This window comes from Aeromonas sp. 2HA2, from assembly GCF_029237345.1.
Classification (GTDB): Bacteria; Pseudomonadota; Gammaproteobacteria; order Enterobacterales; family Aeromonadaceae; genus Aeromonas; species Aeromonas salmonicida.
Genome location: NZ_JAACGB010000006.1, coordinates 192178 through 206627, shown reverse-complemented (window position 1 = coordinate 206627; position 14450 = coordinate 192178). Strand labels below are relative to the sequence as shown.

Genomic DNA, 14450 nt, shown 5'->3' with positions numbered 1-14450 from the left:
AAGCTCTTTTACTGCATGCGCGCTTTCGCACATGCCACCCGCTCTGCTGCCAGAGTTTGGACAAAGTGGCTCAGAAGTCGCCTTCTTGCATATACTCTTCCGCGCACTCCACCAGCTGGGGCCAGAGCTCTTCCGGTACCCAGGCATCCGGGTCATCTTCATCGCCGTCGTATTGGGTCCAGAAATAGCGGCGCAGGCCGGCGGCGAAGTCATCGCTGACTTCGGCCAGCTCGGAGAGCGGCCCCAGCCAGGCGATACGGCGCAGGCCGGAGGCGAGATCGTTGAGCGCATCCACCAACGCACGATCGTCGCTGATCTGCTCCACCAGCAGAGTGAAGCGCTCGCGGGCGCTGGCAACTTCGTCTTCGTCCAGCTCACCTACATCGGCCAGCAGATCGATGAAATCTTCCAGCAGGAATGCGATCAGGCTATCTCTGTCCTCGAACCACTGGAGCTGAGCCCCCTTGATCCCCAGTACAGAGGAATCGAACGAGTCATCAAGATGACATAGTGCCCATGGATCGTCTGTCATTGCTACCCTTCCTCAGGCTTGAACAAGTGTCTTATCTTATGCTTGGCCCGCTCCCCGTGCCACCTTGAGCGATAGCAGGAAACGGACCACCCCAATTTCATTCGCCCCATAATGGGCTTGATCCCTAGCTCTCTACCCTGGCCACCTTGGGCAGTGACAGAGACGCAGCCAGACCACCCAACTCCGCCCGACCCATGATGAGGTTGCCTCGATAGGCCTCGGCCAGATCGGAGACTATGTTGAGGCCGAGCCCCGAGCCCGGCACCTTCTCGTCGAGCCGTACCCCGCGCAACACCGCCTTGGCGATCTGATCCTCGCTCATGCCGGGGCCGTCATCCTCGATGCGCAGGGTGATCCAGCCCCCCAGCTCGGCGCTGGAAATACGCAGCTGACCGGCCGACCACTTGTAGGCGTTCTCCAGCAGGTTGCCCACCATCTCGTCGAAGTCCTGCTCCTCCACCCCGACCGCCAGATTGGCCGGCACCTGCAGATCCACCTCCTTGCCCGGATAGAGACGGGAGAAGGCACGGCAGATGTACTCCACCCGTGCCCGCACCGGAGTCGACACCCCTAGGATCTTGGCGGCGCCGGTCACCCGCGCCTTGCCGAGGTGATAGTCGATGTGGCGCTGGATCTGGTCGAGCTGCTCGCCGATGGCGGCCTGATCCTCGGGTGACAGCTGGGCCACCTGATTGCGCATTATGCTGAGCGGCGTCTTGAGGGCGTGAGCCAGATTGCCGGTGTGGGAGCGGGCTCGCTGCAGCAGCTCGCTGTAGTGGTGAAGCAGGCGGTTGATGTCTTCCACCAGCGGCTGTATCTCCAGCGGATAGCGCAGCCGGAATCCCTCCTGATGCCCCTGATGTACTCGTCCCAGTTCGCGGCGCAACAGATGCAGCGGACGCAGACCATAGACGATCTGGAACATGAAGCCCAGCACCAGACCCGTGGCGGCGAAGCCGAGGCCCAGGAACAGGCTGATGCGGGTCTTCTTGAGGGTCTGGGTCAAGGCGCTGCTGTCCTTGGCCATCACCAGGGTAAACGTCCGATCCGACCCGGGCAGCAGCACGGTACGCGTCATGATGAGCAGGGGCTCCTTGTTGGGTCCCCTGCCGACAAACAGATCCGGATCGCCGAACGCCGACTTCAGACCCTGCACCTTGAGGTGCACATCCCACAGGGATCGCGAGCGGCTGACCACCTCATCCCCCAGCTCCAGCTGCCAGTAGTAGCCGGAATAGGGTTGACGAAAGCGGGGGTCGGCCATGGGTTCGGTGACGATGGGCAGGCCGTCTGGCTGGATCTCGAGGCGAGAGAGCAGATCGTAGAGCTGCAGGCGCAGGCCGTCTGCTTCCGCCTCTTGCCAGTAGTTGCGCATCATGGTCTGCAGGCTGAAACCTGTGGCAAACAGGAAGAGACCGCACCAGACCAGCGCTATGACTACCAGTCGCCCCCGCAGGGTCCTGACCAGCCTCATTCACCGTCCCCTGGCAGGGGTTGCATCAAGGCCCGACTCATTCGTTGATCCGGTATCCAAGGCCACGCACAGTCTCAATGAGATCGGCGTGGGTCTTCTTGCGGATCCGGCCGATGAAGACTTCGACGGTATTGGAGTCGCGGTCAAAATCCTGGGCATAGATGTGGTCGATCAGCTCGCTGCGCGACACCACCTTGCCCCTGTGCTGCATCAGGTAACCCAGCACCCGAAATTCGTGGGCGGTGAGCTTGATGGGGGTGCCTTCGTACCACACCTGGGAGGCCGCCATGTCGAGCCGCACCCCGCCGATCTCCAGGATCGAACTGGCATTGCCTGCCGCCCGTCGCACCAGCGCCTGCACCCTGGCTACCAACTCCGCCACCTGGAACGGCTTGGTGAGGTAGTCGTCGGCACCGGCATTGAGCCCCTCAATCTTCTCGTGCAGCTGGCCGCGGGCGGTCAGTACCAGCACAGGGGTATCGATCCCCTTGCTGCGCCACTCCTTCAGCACGCTCAGGCCATCGCGACCCGGCAGGCCGAGATCCAGGATGATGGCGTCATAAGGCTCGGTCTCGCCGAGAAAGCCGGCCTCGTTGCCATCATGGCAGAGGTCGGTCACGAAACCGGACAGACGCAGCTGTTCGGCCAGCTGGCCCGCCAGGGTCTTCTCATCTTCAACTATCAGAATTCGCATAAATGGGTATCCAAAGCAGGGTTACTCTTGCGTCAACGGAGATGGGAAGGTTGAACAGTGGTGCCGGATTGTCAGTTTGGAGCCCAATCTGGCACCCACCTAAAGGTCAATCTTCCTCTTGCGGCGGGCGTGGCTCGAACAGCCGTTCGAGATGGTGGCCCTTGAGCCACACCATCTCCAGGTTGTCGGCGCGATAGCCGACCTTGATCACGCTGTTCTCGCTGTCGATGAGCTTGAGCTCATACAGCCAGATGCCATCCTCTTCCCCCAGGTCGACGCGCAGCACGCGCACCGGCAGGAGGGAGGCCACCTCCATCACCTCATGAAAGGGCCTGACCCGACCCTCGCTGACAGCTTGTTGCAGCAAGGCCTCGTTCGGCGTGGTCGCCTGCGCCATCACGGGCAGCAGCAACCAAAGCAGAGACAGGGCTCTATTCATGGGTGATTCATCTCCAAAAACCTAACATAATGCCGTTTATAGTCTGCCAGCCATGAATCCGGAATGAATATGATCCCACGCAGTTTCCTGCTGATCCTTTGCCTTTTCTCCACCCTTGGCTGGGCGGCTCAGGCGCGTCTCGACATGCCGGCGCTGGTCAAGTTGTTGTTGGCCCAAGGGTACCACGACATTCGGGAAGTGGAGCTGGAAGGGGATAAATTCGAGGTAGAAACCCTGGATGCCGACGAACAGCGAGTGCAGTTGCTGATCGATGCCTACACGGGCGACATCACCAAAAAAGAGGCCGATTAGGCCTCTTTTGCTATGCGAGTTCTGCGCTGTGATGCCTGAGCGGCAACTCACGCCTCTTTCAGCTTCTGGCGTTGACGCTGACGCCAGGGGCGCAGCAACTTCTCCCGCCGTGGCCATAGCAGAGCACAGGCCAGCAGCAGGTAGATGAGCGGCTCCTGCCAGCCACTCTTCACCGACCACCAGTAGTGCACCGGCACCAGCAGGGCAACGGCATAGATCCAGTTGTGCAACTTCTGCCAGGCCGGCCCCATGACCCGCAGCAGGGCGGGGATAGAGGTCAGACTGAGCGCCGCCAGCAACAAGAGCGCCACTGCCCCCACCAGTATGTAGCTGCGCTTCACCAGCTCACCGCCAATAAGCCCCCAGTCGAATTGCAGATCCAGCCCCAGCCACACCATAAAGTGCAACCCGGCCCAGGCCGCACACCAGAGCCCGAGAGGGCGGCGCAGCTTGATGAGCTGCCCCTGCCGCCAGCGCTTGGCGAGCGGTGACACCAGCAGGGTGATCAGCAAGAGATTGAGCGCCCCCTTGCCGAGATAGTGGGTCAGCCCCTGTACCGGGTCTCCCCCCAGTAATCCGGCTGGCAAGGCATACCCCAGCCAGAGCAGAAAGCCGAGGGACCCCATATGCACCAGCACTCGCAGGCCCTTGATGTGAACCGCTGTCAGTCTCAGTACCATTTTCTTGGATCCATGGCTTGATAAGTGAAGACCACCCCATGGGTGCGGCCCTTGGTATGAGCGGTTGTCAGTCTCAGTACCATTGTCTCAGATCCATTCCCTGATAGAGCGAGGCTACCTCGTCGGCGTAACCGTTGAACATCAGGGTAGGCTGACGCTTGGCACCGAAGATGCCACCCTCCCCTATGAAGCGCTCGCTGGCCTGACTCCAGCGCGGGTGATCCACCTCCGGGTTGACGTTGGCGTAGAAGCCATATTCGTTCGATGCCAGCAGATTCCAGGTGGTCGGTGGCATCTCTTCCACCAGCCGGATGGAAACTATGCTCTTGATGCTCTTGAAGCCGTACTTCCAGGGCACCACCAACCGGATCGGAGCCCCGTTCTGGGCGGGCAGCGTCTTGCCGTAGAGGCCCATCGCCAGGAAGGAGAGCGGGTTCATCGCCTCGTCGATGCGCAGCCCCTCCACATAGGGATAATCTATGCCCCCTCCAAGAGAACGGGATGCCTGCCCCGGCAACTGCTCGGGATCATAGAGGGTCTCGAAGGCCACGAACTTGGCGCGACTGGTGGGCTCGGCACGGCGAATGAGCTCCGCCAGACTGATGCCGCTCCAGGGCAGCACCATGGACCAGGCCTCTACGCAGCGCAGCCGATAGATGCGCTCCTCCAGCTCTGTCTTGTTGATGAGGTCCCACACATCCAGGGTGAAGGGCTTGGCCACCTCCCCCTCTACCCGCAGTTGCCAAGGCTCGGGCTTGAGGTAGTGAGCATTGCGGGCCGGATCCCCCTTGTCGGTACCCAGCTCATAGAAGTTGTTGTGGGTGGTGGCCTTCTCCTCCGGGGTGAGGATCACGCCCTCAGGTCTGGCGGCGGCGCGAATGTTGAGCGGTCTGGTCGATGCGGCAGGTGCAGGTTTGTCGGCGGAGAAGAGGTCGAGCACGCCAGCATGAGCGGGAAACGCCAGAGTGGCGGCCCCCAGCCCCAACCCTTTCAGGATAAGGCGGCGATCCTGATAGACGGCTTCCGGGGTAACATCCTGTTCGGTGGGATGATGAGAAGAGCGACGCTTGATCAACATGGAAAAACTCCCGGGGTTATGAGGGTAACAACCATAAGACCTGCCCCGGCCGAGTTTTATTTCACGAAAATTTACATGAGCTGGTAAAGGGGCAGAGCCTTGGCCATGGTTCCGACCAGAAACAATGCTACGAATACCAGCAGAGGAACGATCACATTTGGCGCCATCAGACTCACTCCATGAGCAGGACAGGGCCCATAACTATGGTGCAGGGTCGAGCACGCCTCCAATGAATTTTTTTCGCGAGCGCAAGCGTATTCCTGAGTTGAAATGAGTGATGAAGATCACACACAATCTCGCCCCTGCTTGCCGCCCCCCCTGCGCGGGGTAGGCTCCCTTTCTTTACGAATTCCACTACTGAAGAGTCACGCCATGAGCCCATTGATCGCCATCGCCATCACGACCGGGATCCTCTCTGCCGTCTGGGGCTGGGTTGCCGTCACACTAGGCCTCATCTCCTGGGTCGGCTTTCTCGGCTGCACCAGCTACTTCGCCTCCAGCGGTGGCTACAAGGCGCTGTTGCAAACCATGCTGTGCAATGGGAGCGGCATGCTGTGGGCATTGCTGCTCATCCACGGGGATGCCTGGTGGGGAGCGGGTATGGCGGGCTATATGATGACGGGGGTGGTTGCGACCCTGATGTGTGTGCAGGCAAAGCAGCAGTGGCTGGGCTACATTCCCGGCACCTTCGCCGGTTGCTGCGCCACCTTCGGTGCCGCGGGGGAGTGGCGCCTGATACTGCCGTCCCTGGTGATAGGCGCACTGTTCGGTTATCTGATGAAAGCGAGCGGGCTCTGGCTATCCCAGAAAACCCAGAAAGCCCAAACCTCTACCGCCGTAGTCGATCCCGCCTGAATGGCACTCACCAGCGAATAATCCTTCGCCGGGACGCAAACCTACACTGCCCGGCTTATCCCTTCGACTTGAAGTTTGCCGCCTCTATGCCGTGCCGATTCAATAACTTGTAGAAATCGGTACGGTTTCTGCCCGCCATGTTGGCCGCCAGGGTCACGTTGCCCTCAGTGGTACGCAACAGACGGATCAGATACTCCTTCTCGAACTCGGCCCGCGCCTCGTTGAACGAGGGGATGCCACCACCGCCGCCACTCAGGGCCGACTCCACCATGGACACCCCAATCACAGGACTGCAACAGAGGCTCGCCAGCTGTTCCACCACGCTGTAGAGCTGACGCACGTTACCGGGCCAGGCGGCGGCCGCCAGCATGGCCAGCGACTCGGGTGAAAAACCCAGGGCCGCACAGTCACTGTGACGACTGCGATATTCGTCCAGCGCCTGTCTGGCCAGCAGCGGAATGTCTTCACTGCGGGCGCTGAGAGGTGGCAAGGTGATGTTGGCCACATTGAGGCGGTAGAAGAGATCTTCCCGAAAACGCCCCTCTTCCATCGCCGTCACCAGATCCTGATGGCTGGAGCTGATGATCCGCACCTCGGGCGTACCCTGACCGTACTCCTGCAACACCTGCAACAGCTTGGCCTGTAGCGATTCCGACAGATCTCCTATCTCGTCGAGAAACAGGGTCGCGCCTTTGGCTTGTTCGAACAGGCCGGACTGACCGTCCTCGCCAAACAGCTGCAGATCCAGCGCAGGCCACGGCAAGGCGGCGCAGTTGATGACGTGCAGCGGCTTGTCACGGCGACTGCTGGCCTGGTGCAGGGCTTGAGTCATCACCCCTTTGCCTGAACCGGACGGCCCCATGATCAGCACGGGCACTTCCATGCCGGCGATGCTGTTGGCCTGGATAAGCAACTGTTCCATCTGCGGATTGCGGGTCAGGATCAGCGATTGCCACTCCTGTTGCTGCTTTGGGCGTGTCAGGCTCAACGCATGCTCTATGGTGGCAAACAGCTCATCCTTGTCGATGGGTTTGGTGAGAAAACTGAACACCCCGGAGCGGGTAGCCTGGATGGCATCGGGAATGGTGCCGTGGGCTGTCATTATGATGACAGGCAACCCCAGCCACTGTGACTGGATGCGCTCGAACAGCGCCAGGCCGTCCATGCCGGCCATGCGCAAGTCGCTCAACACCAGATCGGCCCGTTGCTGGCGCAGTCTGTCCAGCGCCCCTTCGGCGCTGTCGGCGGTATCCACTTCGTAGCCCTGGCTGCGCAGGCGCATGCTCATCAGCTTGAGCAGGCTGACATCGTCGTCAACCAGCAGGATCCGGCTCATGGCAGAGCCTCACCACTGCCGTTGAGCTTGCGTTGATTGAGCTGTTCATCGATGGCGGAGAGCTGTTCAATCTGGCGGCGCAGACGCTGCACCTCCTGACTCTGGTCGTCACGACGGCTGTCACGTACCAGCAGCTCCTCACCCAGCGCAATCCAGCTGCGCAGGAAAGCCTGGGCATCGAGCCCGAGCTCGGGCAGCAAGCTCTTGAGTTTGTCCAGCCCGGCCCGACGGTTTGCCACCGACTCGGAGGGGTGGGTATTGACCATGGCCAGACTGACCCGGCTCTCGACATCGGTCGCACCCTTGAGGCGCTGACGCTCCTGCGCCCGCTGCTGAGCGTGACTGGCCAGCAACCAGTCCGAGTATTGCAGGCGTACCTGCATCTCCTTGTTGGCAAACTCCATGCGCTTGGCGAGGGCGAGATCCGGCGACGCCGCCGGGTCACGCGCTGGCAGCAAAGAACAGCCTGTGAGCAGGCCCATCATCAATACCGGAACAACACATTGTTTCATCTTTTGCTTCACTTCAACGTCAACCGGAAACAGACATCAGCCTGTTCGTCTTCAATCAATACCAATTCACCGCCAAGGCTCATCGCCGACTCGCGGGCGATGGAAAGCCCCATGCCGGAACCTTTCAACAAACCTTGCCGCACTATACTGCCCTGCTCGAATGGCTCGAAGATCCGCTCCCGTTCGGCTACCGGAATGACGGGCCCTTCGTTGGCCACCTCCAGCCAGCCGCCGTTGGCATCCTGCCCGGCGCGGATCCAGATCTGGCCACCCCTGGCGCCATAGCTGACCGCATTGGAAAACAGATTATCGAGGATCAACCGCAAGCGATACGGCTCCGCCTGCAACATGATGGGAGCGGTCGGCAAGTGTACACTGATTTGTTTGGATTCCAGCGCCAGCCGGTACTCTGCTGTCAACTCTGACAACAAGGGCGCCAGCGCCACCGGCGTCAGGGTAAACACCTCCTGCTGGCTGAGGCGGTTGAAATCGAGCAGACGTTCGATCAGGGTCTGCAATCGGCGACTGTTCTCCTCCAGCATCTGGCAGATCTCCTGCTGATCCGGCGTAAGCGGCCCCACCAGCTGCTCGCCAAGCAGGTCCGAGCCTTCCCGCAGCACCGCCAGCGGCGTCTTGAGCTCATGGGAAACATGGCGCAGGAACTGGTATTTCTGCTGTTCCAGCTCCTTGAGCTTGTCGTGCAACCAGTTGATACGCTCCCCCAATACCACCAACTCTGCTGGCCCGTCCACGGGGCGTTTGTCCGGCTCCACACCCGCGCCCAGACTCAAGATCCGCGACTCAATCTGACGCACAGGGTGGATAATCAGATAGGTAAACAACAACACCAGCAGCAGACTGAGCACGGCCACGAAACCGCTGACCCACCAGATCTCTCTCATCAATTCTGCAATCATGGCGCGTACCCGGCTCACATGCTCATCGACCTGACCTCGGGTAATCACTTCAAGCTGCTGATTAATTTGATTAAATTCATCAAATTGCGGGCTAGCCGAGGCGGCTCTGGCCTGAGCCAGATCCTGCAGGCTGTCGAGCCAGGCCAGCACCTGTTCGAGGCCGGTGTAAGCCTCGGCATCCGGGATCGAGCCCTGATGAGCGGCGAGCAGGCTGCGGTAACTGGCAAGCTGCTGCTGGTAACTGGCCAGGATGCGCTCATCCCCCAGTACCGCATAACGGCGAAGAGTACGTTCCAGATCAATGGCCTGGGTTGTGAGCAGGGTCGCCCGGCGGGTATCGCGCACCGCCCGCTCCAGCTCGTCGCTGGTCAACTGGCTCAAGTGTTCGAGGGCCTGACTGTCGTGCCAGATCATGCCGCCCAGCGGCATCAATACCAGGACGAAGCCCATCAATACCACTTGCAGCAAGGAACGTGGGCGTACCTTGGTCATCTTGTGCTGTCTCGATTCATCATGGGTGGGTCAGCATATCTGCACTCCCCCAAAAAGCAAAACCGGCCAGGAGGCCGGTTCATACCGCAAATGAGGGACGGGGTTCACGCCAGACCGACGGATGCCACACAGATAATCAGGATCATTGCCAACGCGCTGGATGCGGTCAACAGTGCCCATTTCAGTTCCACACTCATGCAAACCTCCTTTCTTGCCAACAAGAGCCTGATCACAACAGACAAATGTATGTTAATGCATAGTTAATCCCATAACCGTGAGCCGTGTATACATTTCAGATGAGCCCAACCCAAGGATCGGTGAGCATGTTCTATCTGTGCAGCATTGGATCGAATCTTGATCCCCATATTCACGTCAGTCAGGTGGTTGGCGAACTGCTTGAACACTTTGGCCGCCTGCAGCTGAGTTCGGTGATCCAGACCAAACCGGTGGGAATGCACTCCAGGCACGACTTCCTCAACTGCCTGTTCGTTGCCGAAAGCGGGCTGACAACCCAGCAGTTGAAAACCCTCTTCATCGCCATGGAACTGGCCCATGGCCGTGATCGCAGCGATCCGAACTGCAAGGTGCTCGACCGGCCGCTGGATATCGACATTCTAGCCAGCAGTGCCGCAGACGATTTTGCCGCGACTCGCGTCGATGCCTATCTCAATGAACTGCTGGCCGAACTGTATGGCCAGGGAGAAGTGCATGACCGCAAGGTCACGCTGCCACTGCATACCCGGCTGATGAAGGGCAAGGTGATCGAAGAGCTGCAGGTAGGCTTGACCCCCTTGCGGCTCAGTCAGGGTTCAGATGACCGCCAGGCTGCGGCCGCCATCTACCCGGATGCTGGCCCCCGTCATGTAGTCGTTCCCCATCAGTAGCTGCACCGCCTGCCAGATAGGCTCAAGCCCGCCTTCCCGCGCCAGCGGCGTCTTCGCCAGCACTTGCTGGCGCCACGCGTCGCCATGTTCGTCGAGAAACAGGATAGGGCCCGGCTCTATGGTGTTGACCCGGATGGCAGGCGCCAGTTCGCGGGCAAAGCTCATGGCAAGGGAGTGGGCTCCGGCCTTGGTGGCCACATAGCTGGCAAACTGGGGTGCCGGAGCGTGAATGTAGATATCCGTGATATGGATGATGCTGGCATTGGCATTGCGGGCCAGCTGGGGCGCCAGCGCCCGGTTGAGCCGAAATGGCGCCGCCATGTGTACCCGATAGAACTGATCGAACTGGGCCAGCTGCGCTGCAGCATCTGCCGCCTCTGGTTCGAAGGCCGAGGCGTTGTGGATCACCAAGGCCAGATCCTGCTGTGATGCCAGCACCTCAATGAGCTGGCCGACCTGCTCTTCACAAGCAAAATCCGCCTGCACCAGCGTCACTCCTAGGGCGCGCAGCCGAGCCAGCTCGGGTCGCTCGCTGCGATAGCTTCCAGTTACCTGCCAACCTGCCGCCACCAGCTGTTCACACAGGTAGAAACCGAGTCGACGGCCACAGCCCGTTACCAATGCACGCATAACCTCTCCTTTTGTCATTGCTCACCAGCCACTGGCATACCCGCGACGGCGACACCTATCAATCCCCATGGCACAAACCACTGGCCTTGTCCGCCTCACAGCGCCCATAGTGGCACTACACCCCGCATCTGGAGCCATCATATGCTACATATTCGCGATCACATGAGTCGCCTGACCCACTTCCTCACCCCGCAACTCGGCCTGGCCGAAGCGCTGGATCGGCTGCACCACTCAGGGCTGAGCGGCCTGCCTGTGCTGGATGACCAACAACAGCTGGTCGGGTTTCTCTCCGAACAGGACTGCATTCCCAGTCTGATCACCGGCAGCTACCACTGCGATACCCGCACTCAAGTGGAAGACATGATGAGCCGGACGCCTCTCTCGGTCGACCCGGACGACAGCATTCTGGATCTGGCGCGCCAGATGACCGGGGCAAAACCCAAGATCTATCCGGTGCTGGAGCAGGGCAAAGTGATCGGCATCATCAGCCGCCATCAAGTGATGCAAGCCCTCAATCAGCAGATGAAAGGCTGCCATCAGACCTAAATCTGGTAACGCCCCTTGTCACCGATGTCGAAGTGCAGGGGCATCCGCCACTTTGCCAGACAGAGCAAGCCAAGCAACAGGCCGCACGCCAGGGCAACCGGCGCGGCTGCCCAGCCCAGTTGCGCCCACTCCAGTCCCCACAGCAACGGCAACAACAGGGGCAGCGCCTTGATGCCCGGAATGGCGAAGCAGAACTGCTCCTTGAACGCCAGCCCGGAGAGCGTCGCCAACGACGCTCCCAATACCAGCACCTCGGGCGCTCCGCTGGCACTCAGCACCAGGCCACCCCAGGCAAACACCTGCAAGATGAAACGGATGCGCTTGTCATAGACATGCAGACAGAGTCCGCATACCCCGCAGACCACCACCAGCGCCGTCAACCAGACTGAGGGCGCTAAAAAATCCTGCCCGATCAGTAGGCTGGCCCCTCGACACACCAGCAATAAAGCTGCCAGACTCAAGCCAAGACGATAGAAGCGGACAGATAACCTGTCGATGCCATCCAACTCACTTTCGATTTCAGGATTTGCCATCCGGGGTCGTCTCTGTTGAATATTCGGGCCAATATACTTGAATCATGCCCATGGGCGATTCCCTATTCCGTGCAGGAGATTTGGTTTGCGAAAGTTACCCCTGCTCTGTCTGCTGTTCCCTCTCTGGCTCCAGGCCAAAGAGCTGGTCATAGGCGGCACCCTTGAGCCACCATTGAAGTTTTTGGATGACAAGGCCCAGCCTGGCGGACTCGATGTGGACGTGGTCACCGCCATCTTCAACAAGCTCAAGATCCCCATCAAGATCGAACTGACCGATGCGGGTGCCCGCCTCACCCGCAATGCCGAGACCGGCGTGTATGACCTTGTGATGACCCACTCCTACAAGCCGGAGCGAGAGAGCTACCTGCTCTATCCACAGCAGTCCCATCTGCGCCACAGCTGGCACTTCTTCGTGCGCAAGGCCGATATGCTGAGGATCCGCTACGATACCCTGGAAGACCTCAAACCCTGGCGCATCGGGCTGACCAAGGATTTTGCCTACACTCCCGAACTGGCTGCGGCGCTCAAAGACCCCGCCTATCAGATCCAGGAGATCCCCATCAACCAGCTGCAACTGCGCAAACTGATCGCCGGGCGCATAGATACAGTGCCCATGCCGCTGGTTACCGCCTTCGCCCAGATCAGAGAGGAGGGGCTGGAGGGCAAACTCGATTACCTGCCCAAGCCACTCAAGGCCAGCCCCTACTACACCGCCTGGACCAGGGCCCGGGCCGATGCCGATACACCAGCCATGATGGCAGCCTACGATGCCGAGTTGTTGCGCATGAAGCGGGATGGCCGACTCAAGGCTATCTACGACAAGTACGGCATTCCCTATATCGAACCCTGATCCCGACGGTCAGGCGGCTCGTCAAGGTTTTACATCTCTCAATATCGGGTTCTGCAGCGAAATGAGCGTTTCGGTGGACTGTATCTCGTCTATGGTCTGGATCTTGTGGATCAGCACAGTCTGCAACTCGTCGATGGAGCGGGTCATCACCTTCATGAAGATACTGTAGTGACCCGTGGTGTAGTAGGCCTCCACCACCTCGTCCAGCGCCTGCAACTTGGCCAGTGCAGAGGGGTAATCTTTGGCGCTTTTGAGATTGATCCCGATGAAGCAACAAACGTCGTAACCCAGCTTCTTGGGGTTCACCTGCACCCGCGTGCCCTCGATGATCCCCGCCTGCTTCATCTTCTCCACCCGCACATGGATGGTACCCGGGCTGACCGCCAGCTGTTTGGCCAACTCGGCATAAGGGATCCGCGCATTCTCCATCAGGGCGGTGAGGATGGCCTGATCGAGATTATCGATTCGATAATTTTCCGGCACTTTTTTGCACTCCCGTTGACGATATCTCATTAATTTGCGGTATATTTTGAACAAAAAAATGTGTAAAGTCTATTTCTATTATCGAATATTGAATTTAGTGTTCATTATGTTGAAGAATCGTCACATCCAACGGGTTCTAGACAGGTATTCAGCATGAAACAGCACTACATTCGCAGCCAACAGCAGATCAGCTTCGTCAAAGAGATGTTCTCCCGCCAACTCGCCCAGCAACTGGGCCTGATGGAGGTGCAAGCCCCCATTCTGAGCCGGGTCGGAGATGGTACTCAGGACAACCTGTCAGGCAGCGAGAATGCGGTGCAGGTCAAGGTGAAGACACTCCCCGGCCACAGCTACGAAGTGGTTCACTCCCTTGCCAAGTGGAAGCGCCAGACCCTGGGTCGCTTCGGCTTCGGCCCGGGTGAAGGCATCTACACCCACATGAAGGCGCTGCGCCCGGACGAAGACAAGCTCACCCCCATCCACTCCGTCTACGTGGATCAGTGGGACTGGGAGAAGGTGATGCCGAGCGAGCGCCGCGATCTCGCCTATCTGCAAGAAACCGTGCGCGGCATCTGGGCCGCCATCAAGGCCACCGAGCGTGCCGTCTGCGCCGAACACGAACTGACTCCCTTCCTGCCGGGCGAGATCCAGTTCCTCCACAGCGAAGCGCTGCTGACCCGCTACCCGGATCTCGATGCCAAGGGGCGCGAACGCGCCATCGCCAAGGAGATGGGTGCAGTCTTCCTCATCGGCATCGGCGGCGCCCTCTCCCACGGTGAGCGTCACGATGTGCGCGCTCCGGACTATGACGACTGGAGCAGCCACAGCGAACTGGGTCTGGCGGGTCTGAACGGTGACATTCTGGTGTGGAACCCTGTGCTGGAAGACAGCTTCGAGATCTCCTCCATGGGGATCCGGGTGGACGCAGAGGCCCTGCGCCGCCAGCTCGCCATCACCGGTGATGAAGGTCGCCTGCAATATGACTGGCACCAGGATCTGCTGGCAGAGCGGATGCCACAGACCATAGGGGGCGGCATAGGCCAATCCCGTCTGGCCATGTTGTTGCTGCAAAAAGAGCACATAGGTCAGGTTCAGGTCGGCGTTTGGCCCTCAGAGATGAAGGCCGCCATCCCTGGCATGCTGTAAGCAAGAGGATTCAATGGGTCTGACCCGCATGCTGCGGCGTTCAGGTCAGGCCTGACA

19 protein-coding genes are annotated in these 14450 nt (G+C 59.8%); 6 read left to right on the top strand and 13 right to left on the bottom strand.

Translation table 11 applies throughout. The features are described from left to right. Nucleotides 1-70 precede the first annotated feature (70 nt). The 4 genes from GWQ29_RS10760 to GWQ29_RS10745 form a co-directional block, all read right to left on the bottom strand. Nucleotides 71-532 (bottom strand): hypothetical protein, encoded by a 462-nt coding sequence (locus tag GWQ29_RS10760; RefSeq protein WP_219597991.1) that lies wholly within the window; start codon nt 530-532, stop codon nt 71-73. Between the two features lie 124 nt (nt 533-656). Then, entirely contained in the window at nt 657-2006 is a 1350-nt protein-coding gene (locus GWQ29_RS10755; protein WP_021139858.1) for a sensor histidine kinase, read from the bottom strand. 37 nt (nt 2007-2043) lie between these two features. Continuing rightward, entirely contained in the window at nt 2044-2700 is a 657-nt protein-coding gene (locus GWQ29_RS10750) for a response regulator transcription factor (protein ID WP_005318517.1), read from the bottom strand. A gap of 106 nt (nt 2701-2806) precedes the next feature. Then, nucleotides 2807-3139 (bottom strand): hypothetical protein, encoded by a 333-nt coding sequence (locus tag GWQ29_RS10745; protein WP_275919402.1) that lies wholly within the window; start codon nt 3137-3139, stop codon nt 2807-2809. A 63-nt stretch (nt 3140-3202) separates the two neighbouring features. On the opposite strand from GWQ29_RS10745, the gene GWQ29_RS10740 reads away from it, so the two are divergent. Next, on the top strand, nt 3203-3451 hold the full coding sequence (locus GWQ29_RS10740; protein ID WP_275919401.1) for a PepSY domain-containing protein: 249 nt from the start codon (nt 3203-3205) through the stop codon (nt 3449-3451). A 47-nt stretch (nt 3452-3498) separates the two neighbouring features. Here GWQ29_RS10740 and GWQ29_RS10735 read toward each other — a convergent pair whose 3' ends face one another. Beyond that, a complete protein-coding gene (locus tag GWQ29_RS10735; RefSeq protein WP_058395094.1) occupies nt 3499-4131 on the bottom strand; it encodes a protein-methionine-sulfoxide reductase heme-binding subunit MsrQ in 633 nt (210 codons plus the stop codon). A 73-nt stretch (nt 4132-4204) separates the two neighbouring features. Next, nucleotides 4205-5209, bottom strand: coding sequence for a protein-methionine-sulfoxide reductase catalytic subunit MsrP (gene msrP / locus GWQ29_RS10730; RefSeq protein WP_275919400.1), 1005 nt, complete (start codon nt 5207-5209; stop codon nt 4205-4207). 372 nt (nt 5210-5581) lie between these two features. On the opposite strand from msrP, the gene GWQ29_RS10725 reads away from it, so the two are divergent. Then, nucleotides 5582-6064: a DUF1097 domain-containing protein gene (locus GWQ29_RS10725; protein WP_021139854.1), complete on the top strand. Its 483-nt coding sequence runs from the start codon at nt 5582-5584 to the stop codon at nt 6062-6064. Nucleotides 6065-6119: 55 nt separating this feature from the next. Here the strand turns inward: GWQ29_RS10725 and GWQ29_RS10720 are convergent, their stop codons facing one another. The 4 genes from GWQ29_RS10720 to GWQ29_RS10705 form a co-directional block, all read right to left on the bottom strand. Continuing rightward, on the bottom strand, nt 6120-7400 hold the full coding sequence (locus GWQ29_RS10720; RefSeq protein ID WP_275919399.1) for a sigma 54-interacting transcriptional regulator: 1281 nt from the start codon (nt 7398-7400) through the stop codon (nt 6120-6122). After that, nucleotides 7397-7912 (bottom strand): hypothetical protein, encoded by a 516-nt coding sequence (locus GWQ29_RS10715; RefSeq protein ID WP_058395097.1) that lies wholly within the window; start codon nt 7910-7912, stop codon nt 7397-7399. Before GWQ29_RS10715 ends, GWQ29_RS10720 begins: the two co-directional genes overlap by 4 nt. An 8-nt stretch (nt 7913-7920) precedes the next feature. Then, a complete protein-coding gene (locus tag GWQ29_RS10710; protein ID WP_169046978.1) occupies nt 7921-9321 on the bottom strand; it encodes an ATP-binding protein in 1401 nt (466 codons plus the stop codon). Between the two features lie 104 nt (nt 9322-9425). After that, nucleotides 9426-9518 (bottom strand): YnhF family membrane protein, encoded by a 93-nt coding sequence (locus GWQ29_RS10705; protein WP_096071838.1) that lies wholly within the window; start codon nt 9516-9518, stop codon nt 9426-9428. A 126-nt stretch (nt 9519-9644) separates the two neighbouring features. On the opposite strand from GWQ29_RS10705, the gene GWQ29_RS10700 reads away from it, so the two are divergent. Then, nucleotides 9645-10205, top strand: coding sequence for a 2-amino-4-hydroxy-6-hydroxymethyldihydropteridine diphosphokinase (locus tag GWQ29_RS10700; RefSeq protein ID WP_059113720.1), 561 nt, complete (start codon nt 9645-9647; stop codon nt 10203-10205). On the opposite strand, the gene GWQ29_RS10695 is transcribed toward GWQ29_RS10700, so the two are convergent. Further along, complete coding sequence (locus tag GWQ29_RS10695) at nt 10131-10835, bottom strand: SDR family oxidoreductase (RefSeq protein WP_111588569.1); 705 nt, start codon at nt 10833-10835, stop codon at nt 10131-10133. The two genes, GWQ29_RS10700 and GWQ29_RS10695, sit on opposite strands and share 75 nt — an antisense overlap. A gap of 141 nt (nt 10836-10976) precedes the next feature. Between GWQ29_RS10695 and GWQ29_RS10690 the strand changes: the two genes are divergently transcribed. Further along, the gene (locus tag GWQ29_RS10690; protein ID WP_059113722.1) at nt 10977-11381 is read left to right on the top strand and encodes a CBS domain-containing protein; all 405 of its coding nucleotides are present in this window, start codon (nt 10977-10979) and stop codon (nt 11379-11381) included. Here GWQ29_RS10690 and GWQ29_RS10685 read toward each other — a convergent pair. Continuing rightward, on the bottom strand, nt 11378-11914 hold the full coding sequence (locus GWQ29_RS10685; RefSeq protein ID WP_265422535.1) for a DUF2301 domain-containing membrane protein: 537 nt from the start codon (nt 11912-11914) through the stop codon (nt 11378-11380). The genes GWQ29_RS10690 and GWQ29_RS10685 overlap by 4 nt on opposite strands. An 85-nt stretch (nt 11915-11999) precedes the next feature. Between GWQ29_RS10685 and GWQ29_RS10680 the strand changes: the two genes are divergently transcribed. Continuing rightward, nucleotides 12000-12764 (top strand): transporter substrate-binding domain-containing protein, encoded by a 765-nt coding sequence (locus GWQ29_RS10680; RefSeq protein WP_275909165.1) that lies wholly within the window; start codon nt 12000-12002, stop codon nt 12762-12764. Between the two features lie 21 nt (nt 12765-12785). On the opposite strand, the gene asnC is transcribed toward GWQ29_RS10680, so the two are convergent. Beyond that, on the bottom strand, nt 12786-13247 hold the full coding sequence (gene asnC / locus GWQ29_RS10675; protein ID WP_005318482.1) for a transcriptional regulator AsnC: 462 nt from the start codon (nt 13245-13247) through the stop codon (nt 12786-12788). 153 nt (nt 13248-13400) lie between these two features. On the opposite strand from asnC, the gene asnA reads away from it, so the two are divergent. Then, complete coding sequence (gene asnA / locus GWQ29_RS10670; RefSeq protein WP_275919398.1) at nt 13401-14393, top strand: aspartate--ammonia ligase; 993 nt, start codon at nt 13401-13403, stop codon at nt 14391-14393. Nucleotides 14394-14450: the final 57 nt, after the last annotated feature.

What these genes read in the sequence shown, in the direction of transcription:
- GWQ29_RS10760 (WP_219597991.1), bottom strand. Translation starts at nt 532, where the DNA reads ATGACAGACGATCCATGGGCACTATGTCATCTTGATGACTCGTTCGAT.
- GWQ29_RS10755 (WP_021139858.1), bottom strand. Translation starts at nt 2,006, where the DNA reads ATGAGGCTGGTCAGGACCCTGCGGGGGCGACTGGTAGTCATAGCGCTG.
- GWQ29_RS10750 (WP_005318517.1), bottom strand. Translation starts at nt 2,700, where the DNA reads ATGCGAATTCTGATAGTTGAAGATGAGAAGACCCTGGCGGGCCAGCTG.
- GWQ29_RS10745 (WP_275919402.1), bottom strand. Translation starts at nt 3,139, where the DNA reads ATGAATAGAGCCCTGTCTCTGCTTTGGTTGCTGCTGCCCGTGATGGCG.
- GWQ29_RS10740 (WP_275919401.1), top strand. Translation starts at nt 3,203, where the DNA reads ATGAATATGATCCCACGCAGTTTCCTGCTGATCCTTTGCCTTTTCTCC.
- GWQ29_RS10735 (WP_058395094.1), bottom strand. Translation starts at nt 4,131, where the DNA reads ATGGTACTGAGACTGACAGCGGTTCACATCAAGGGCCTGCGAGTGCTG.
- msrP (WP_275919400.1), bottom strand. Translation starts at nt 5,209, where the DNA reads ATGTTGATCAAGCGTCGCTCTTCTCATCATCCCACCGAACAGGATGTT.
- GWQ29_RS10725 (WP_021139854.1), top strand. Translation starts at nt 5,582, where the DNA reads ATGAGCCCATTGATCGCCATCGCCATCACGACCGGGATCCTCTCTGCC.
- GWQ29_RS10720 (WP_275919399.1), bottom strand. Translation starts at nt 7,400, where the DNA reads ATGAGCCGGATCCTGCTGGTTGACGACGATGTCAGCCTGCTCAAGCTG.
- GWQ29_RS10715 (WP_058395097.1), bottom strand. Translation starts at nt 7,912, where the DNA reads ATGAAACAATGTGTTGTTCCGGTATTGATGATGGGCCTGCTCACAGGC.
- GWQ29_RS10710 (WP_169046978.1), bottom strand. Translation starts at nt 9,321, where the DNA reads ATGACCAAGGTACGCCCACGTTCCTTGCTGCAAGTGGTATTGATGGGC.
- GWQ29_RS10705 (WP_096071838.1), bottom strand. Translation starts at nt 9,518, where the DNA reads ATGAGTGTGGAACTGAAATGGGCACTGTTGACCGCATCCAGCGCGTTG.
- GWQ29_RS10700 (WP_059113720.1), top strand. Translation starts at nt 9,645, where the DNA reads ATGTTCTATCTGTGCAGCATTGGATCGAATCTTGATCCCCATATTCAC.
- GWQ29_RS10695 (WP_111588569.1), bottom strand. Translation starts at nt 10,835, where the DNA reads ATGCGTGCATTGGTAACGGGCTGTGGCCGTCGACTCGGTTTCTACCTG.
- GWQ29_RS10690 (WP_059113722.1), top strand. Translation starts at nt 10,977, where the DNA reads ATGCTACATATTCGCGATCACATGAGTCGCCTGACCCACTTCCTCACC.
- GWQ29_RS10685 (WP_265422535.1), bottom strand. Translation starts at nt 11,914, where the DNA reads ATGGCAAATCCTGAAATCGAAAGTGAGTTGGATGGCATCGACAGGTTA.
- asnA (WP_275919398.1), top strand. Translation starts at nt 13,401, where the DNA reads ATGAAACAGCACTACATTCGCAGCCAACAGCAGATCAGCTTCGTCAAA.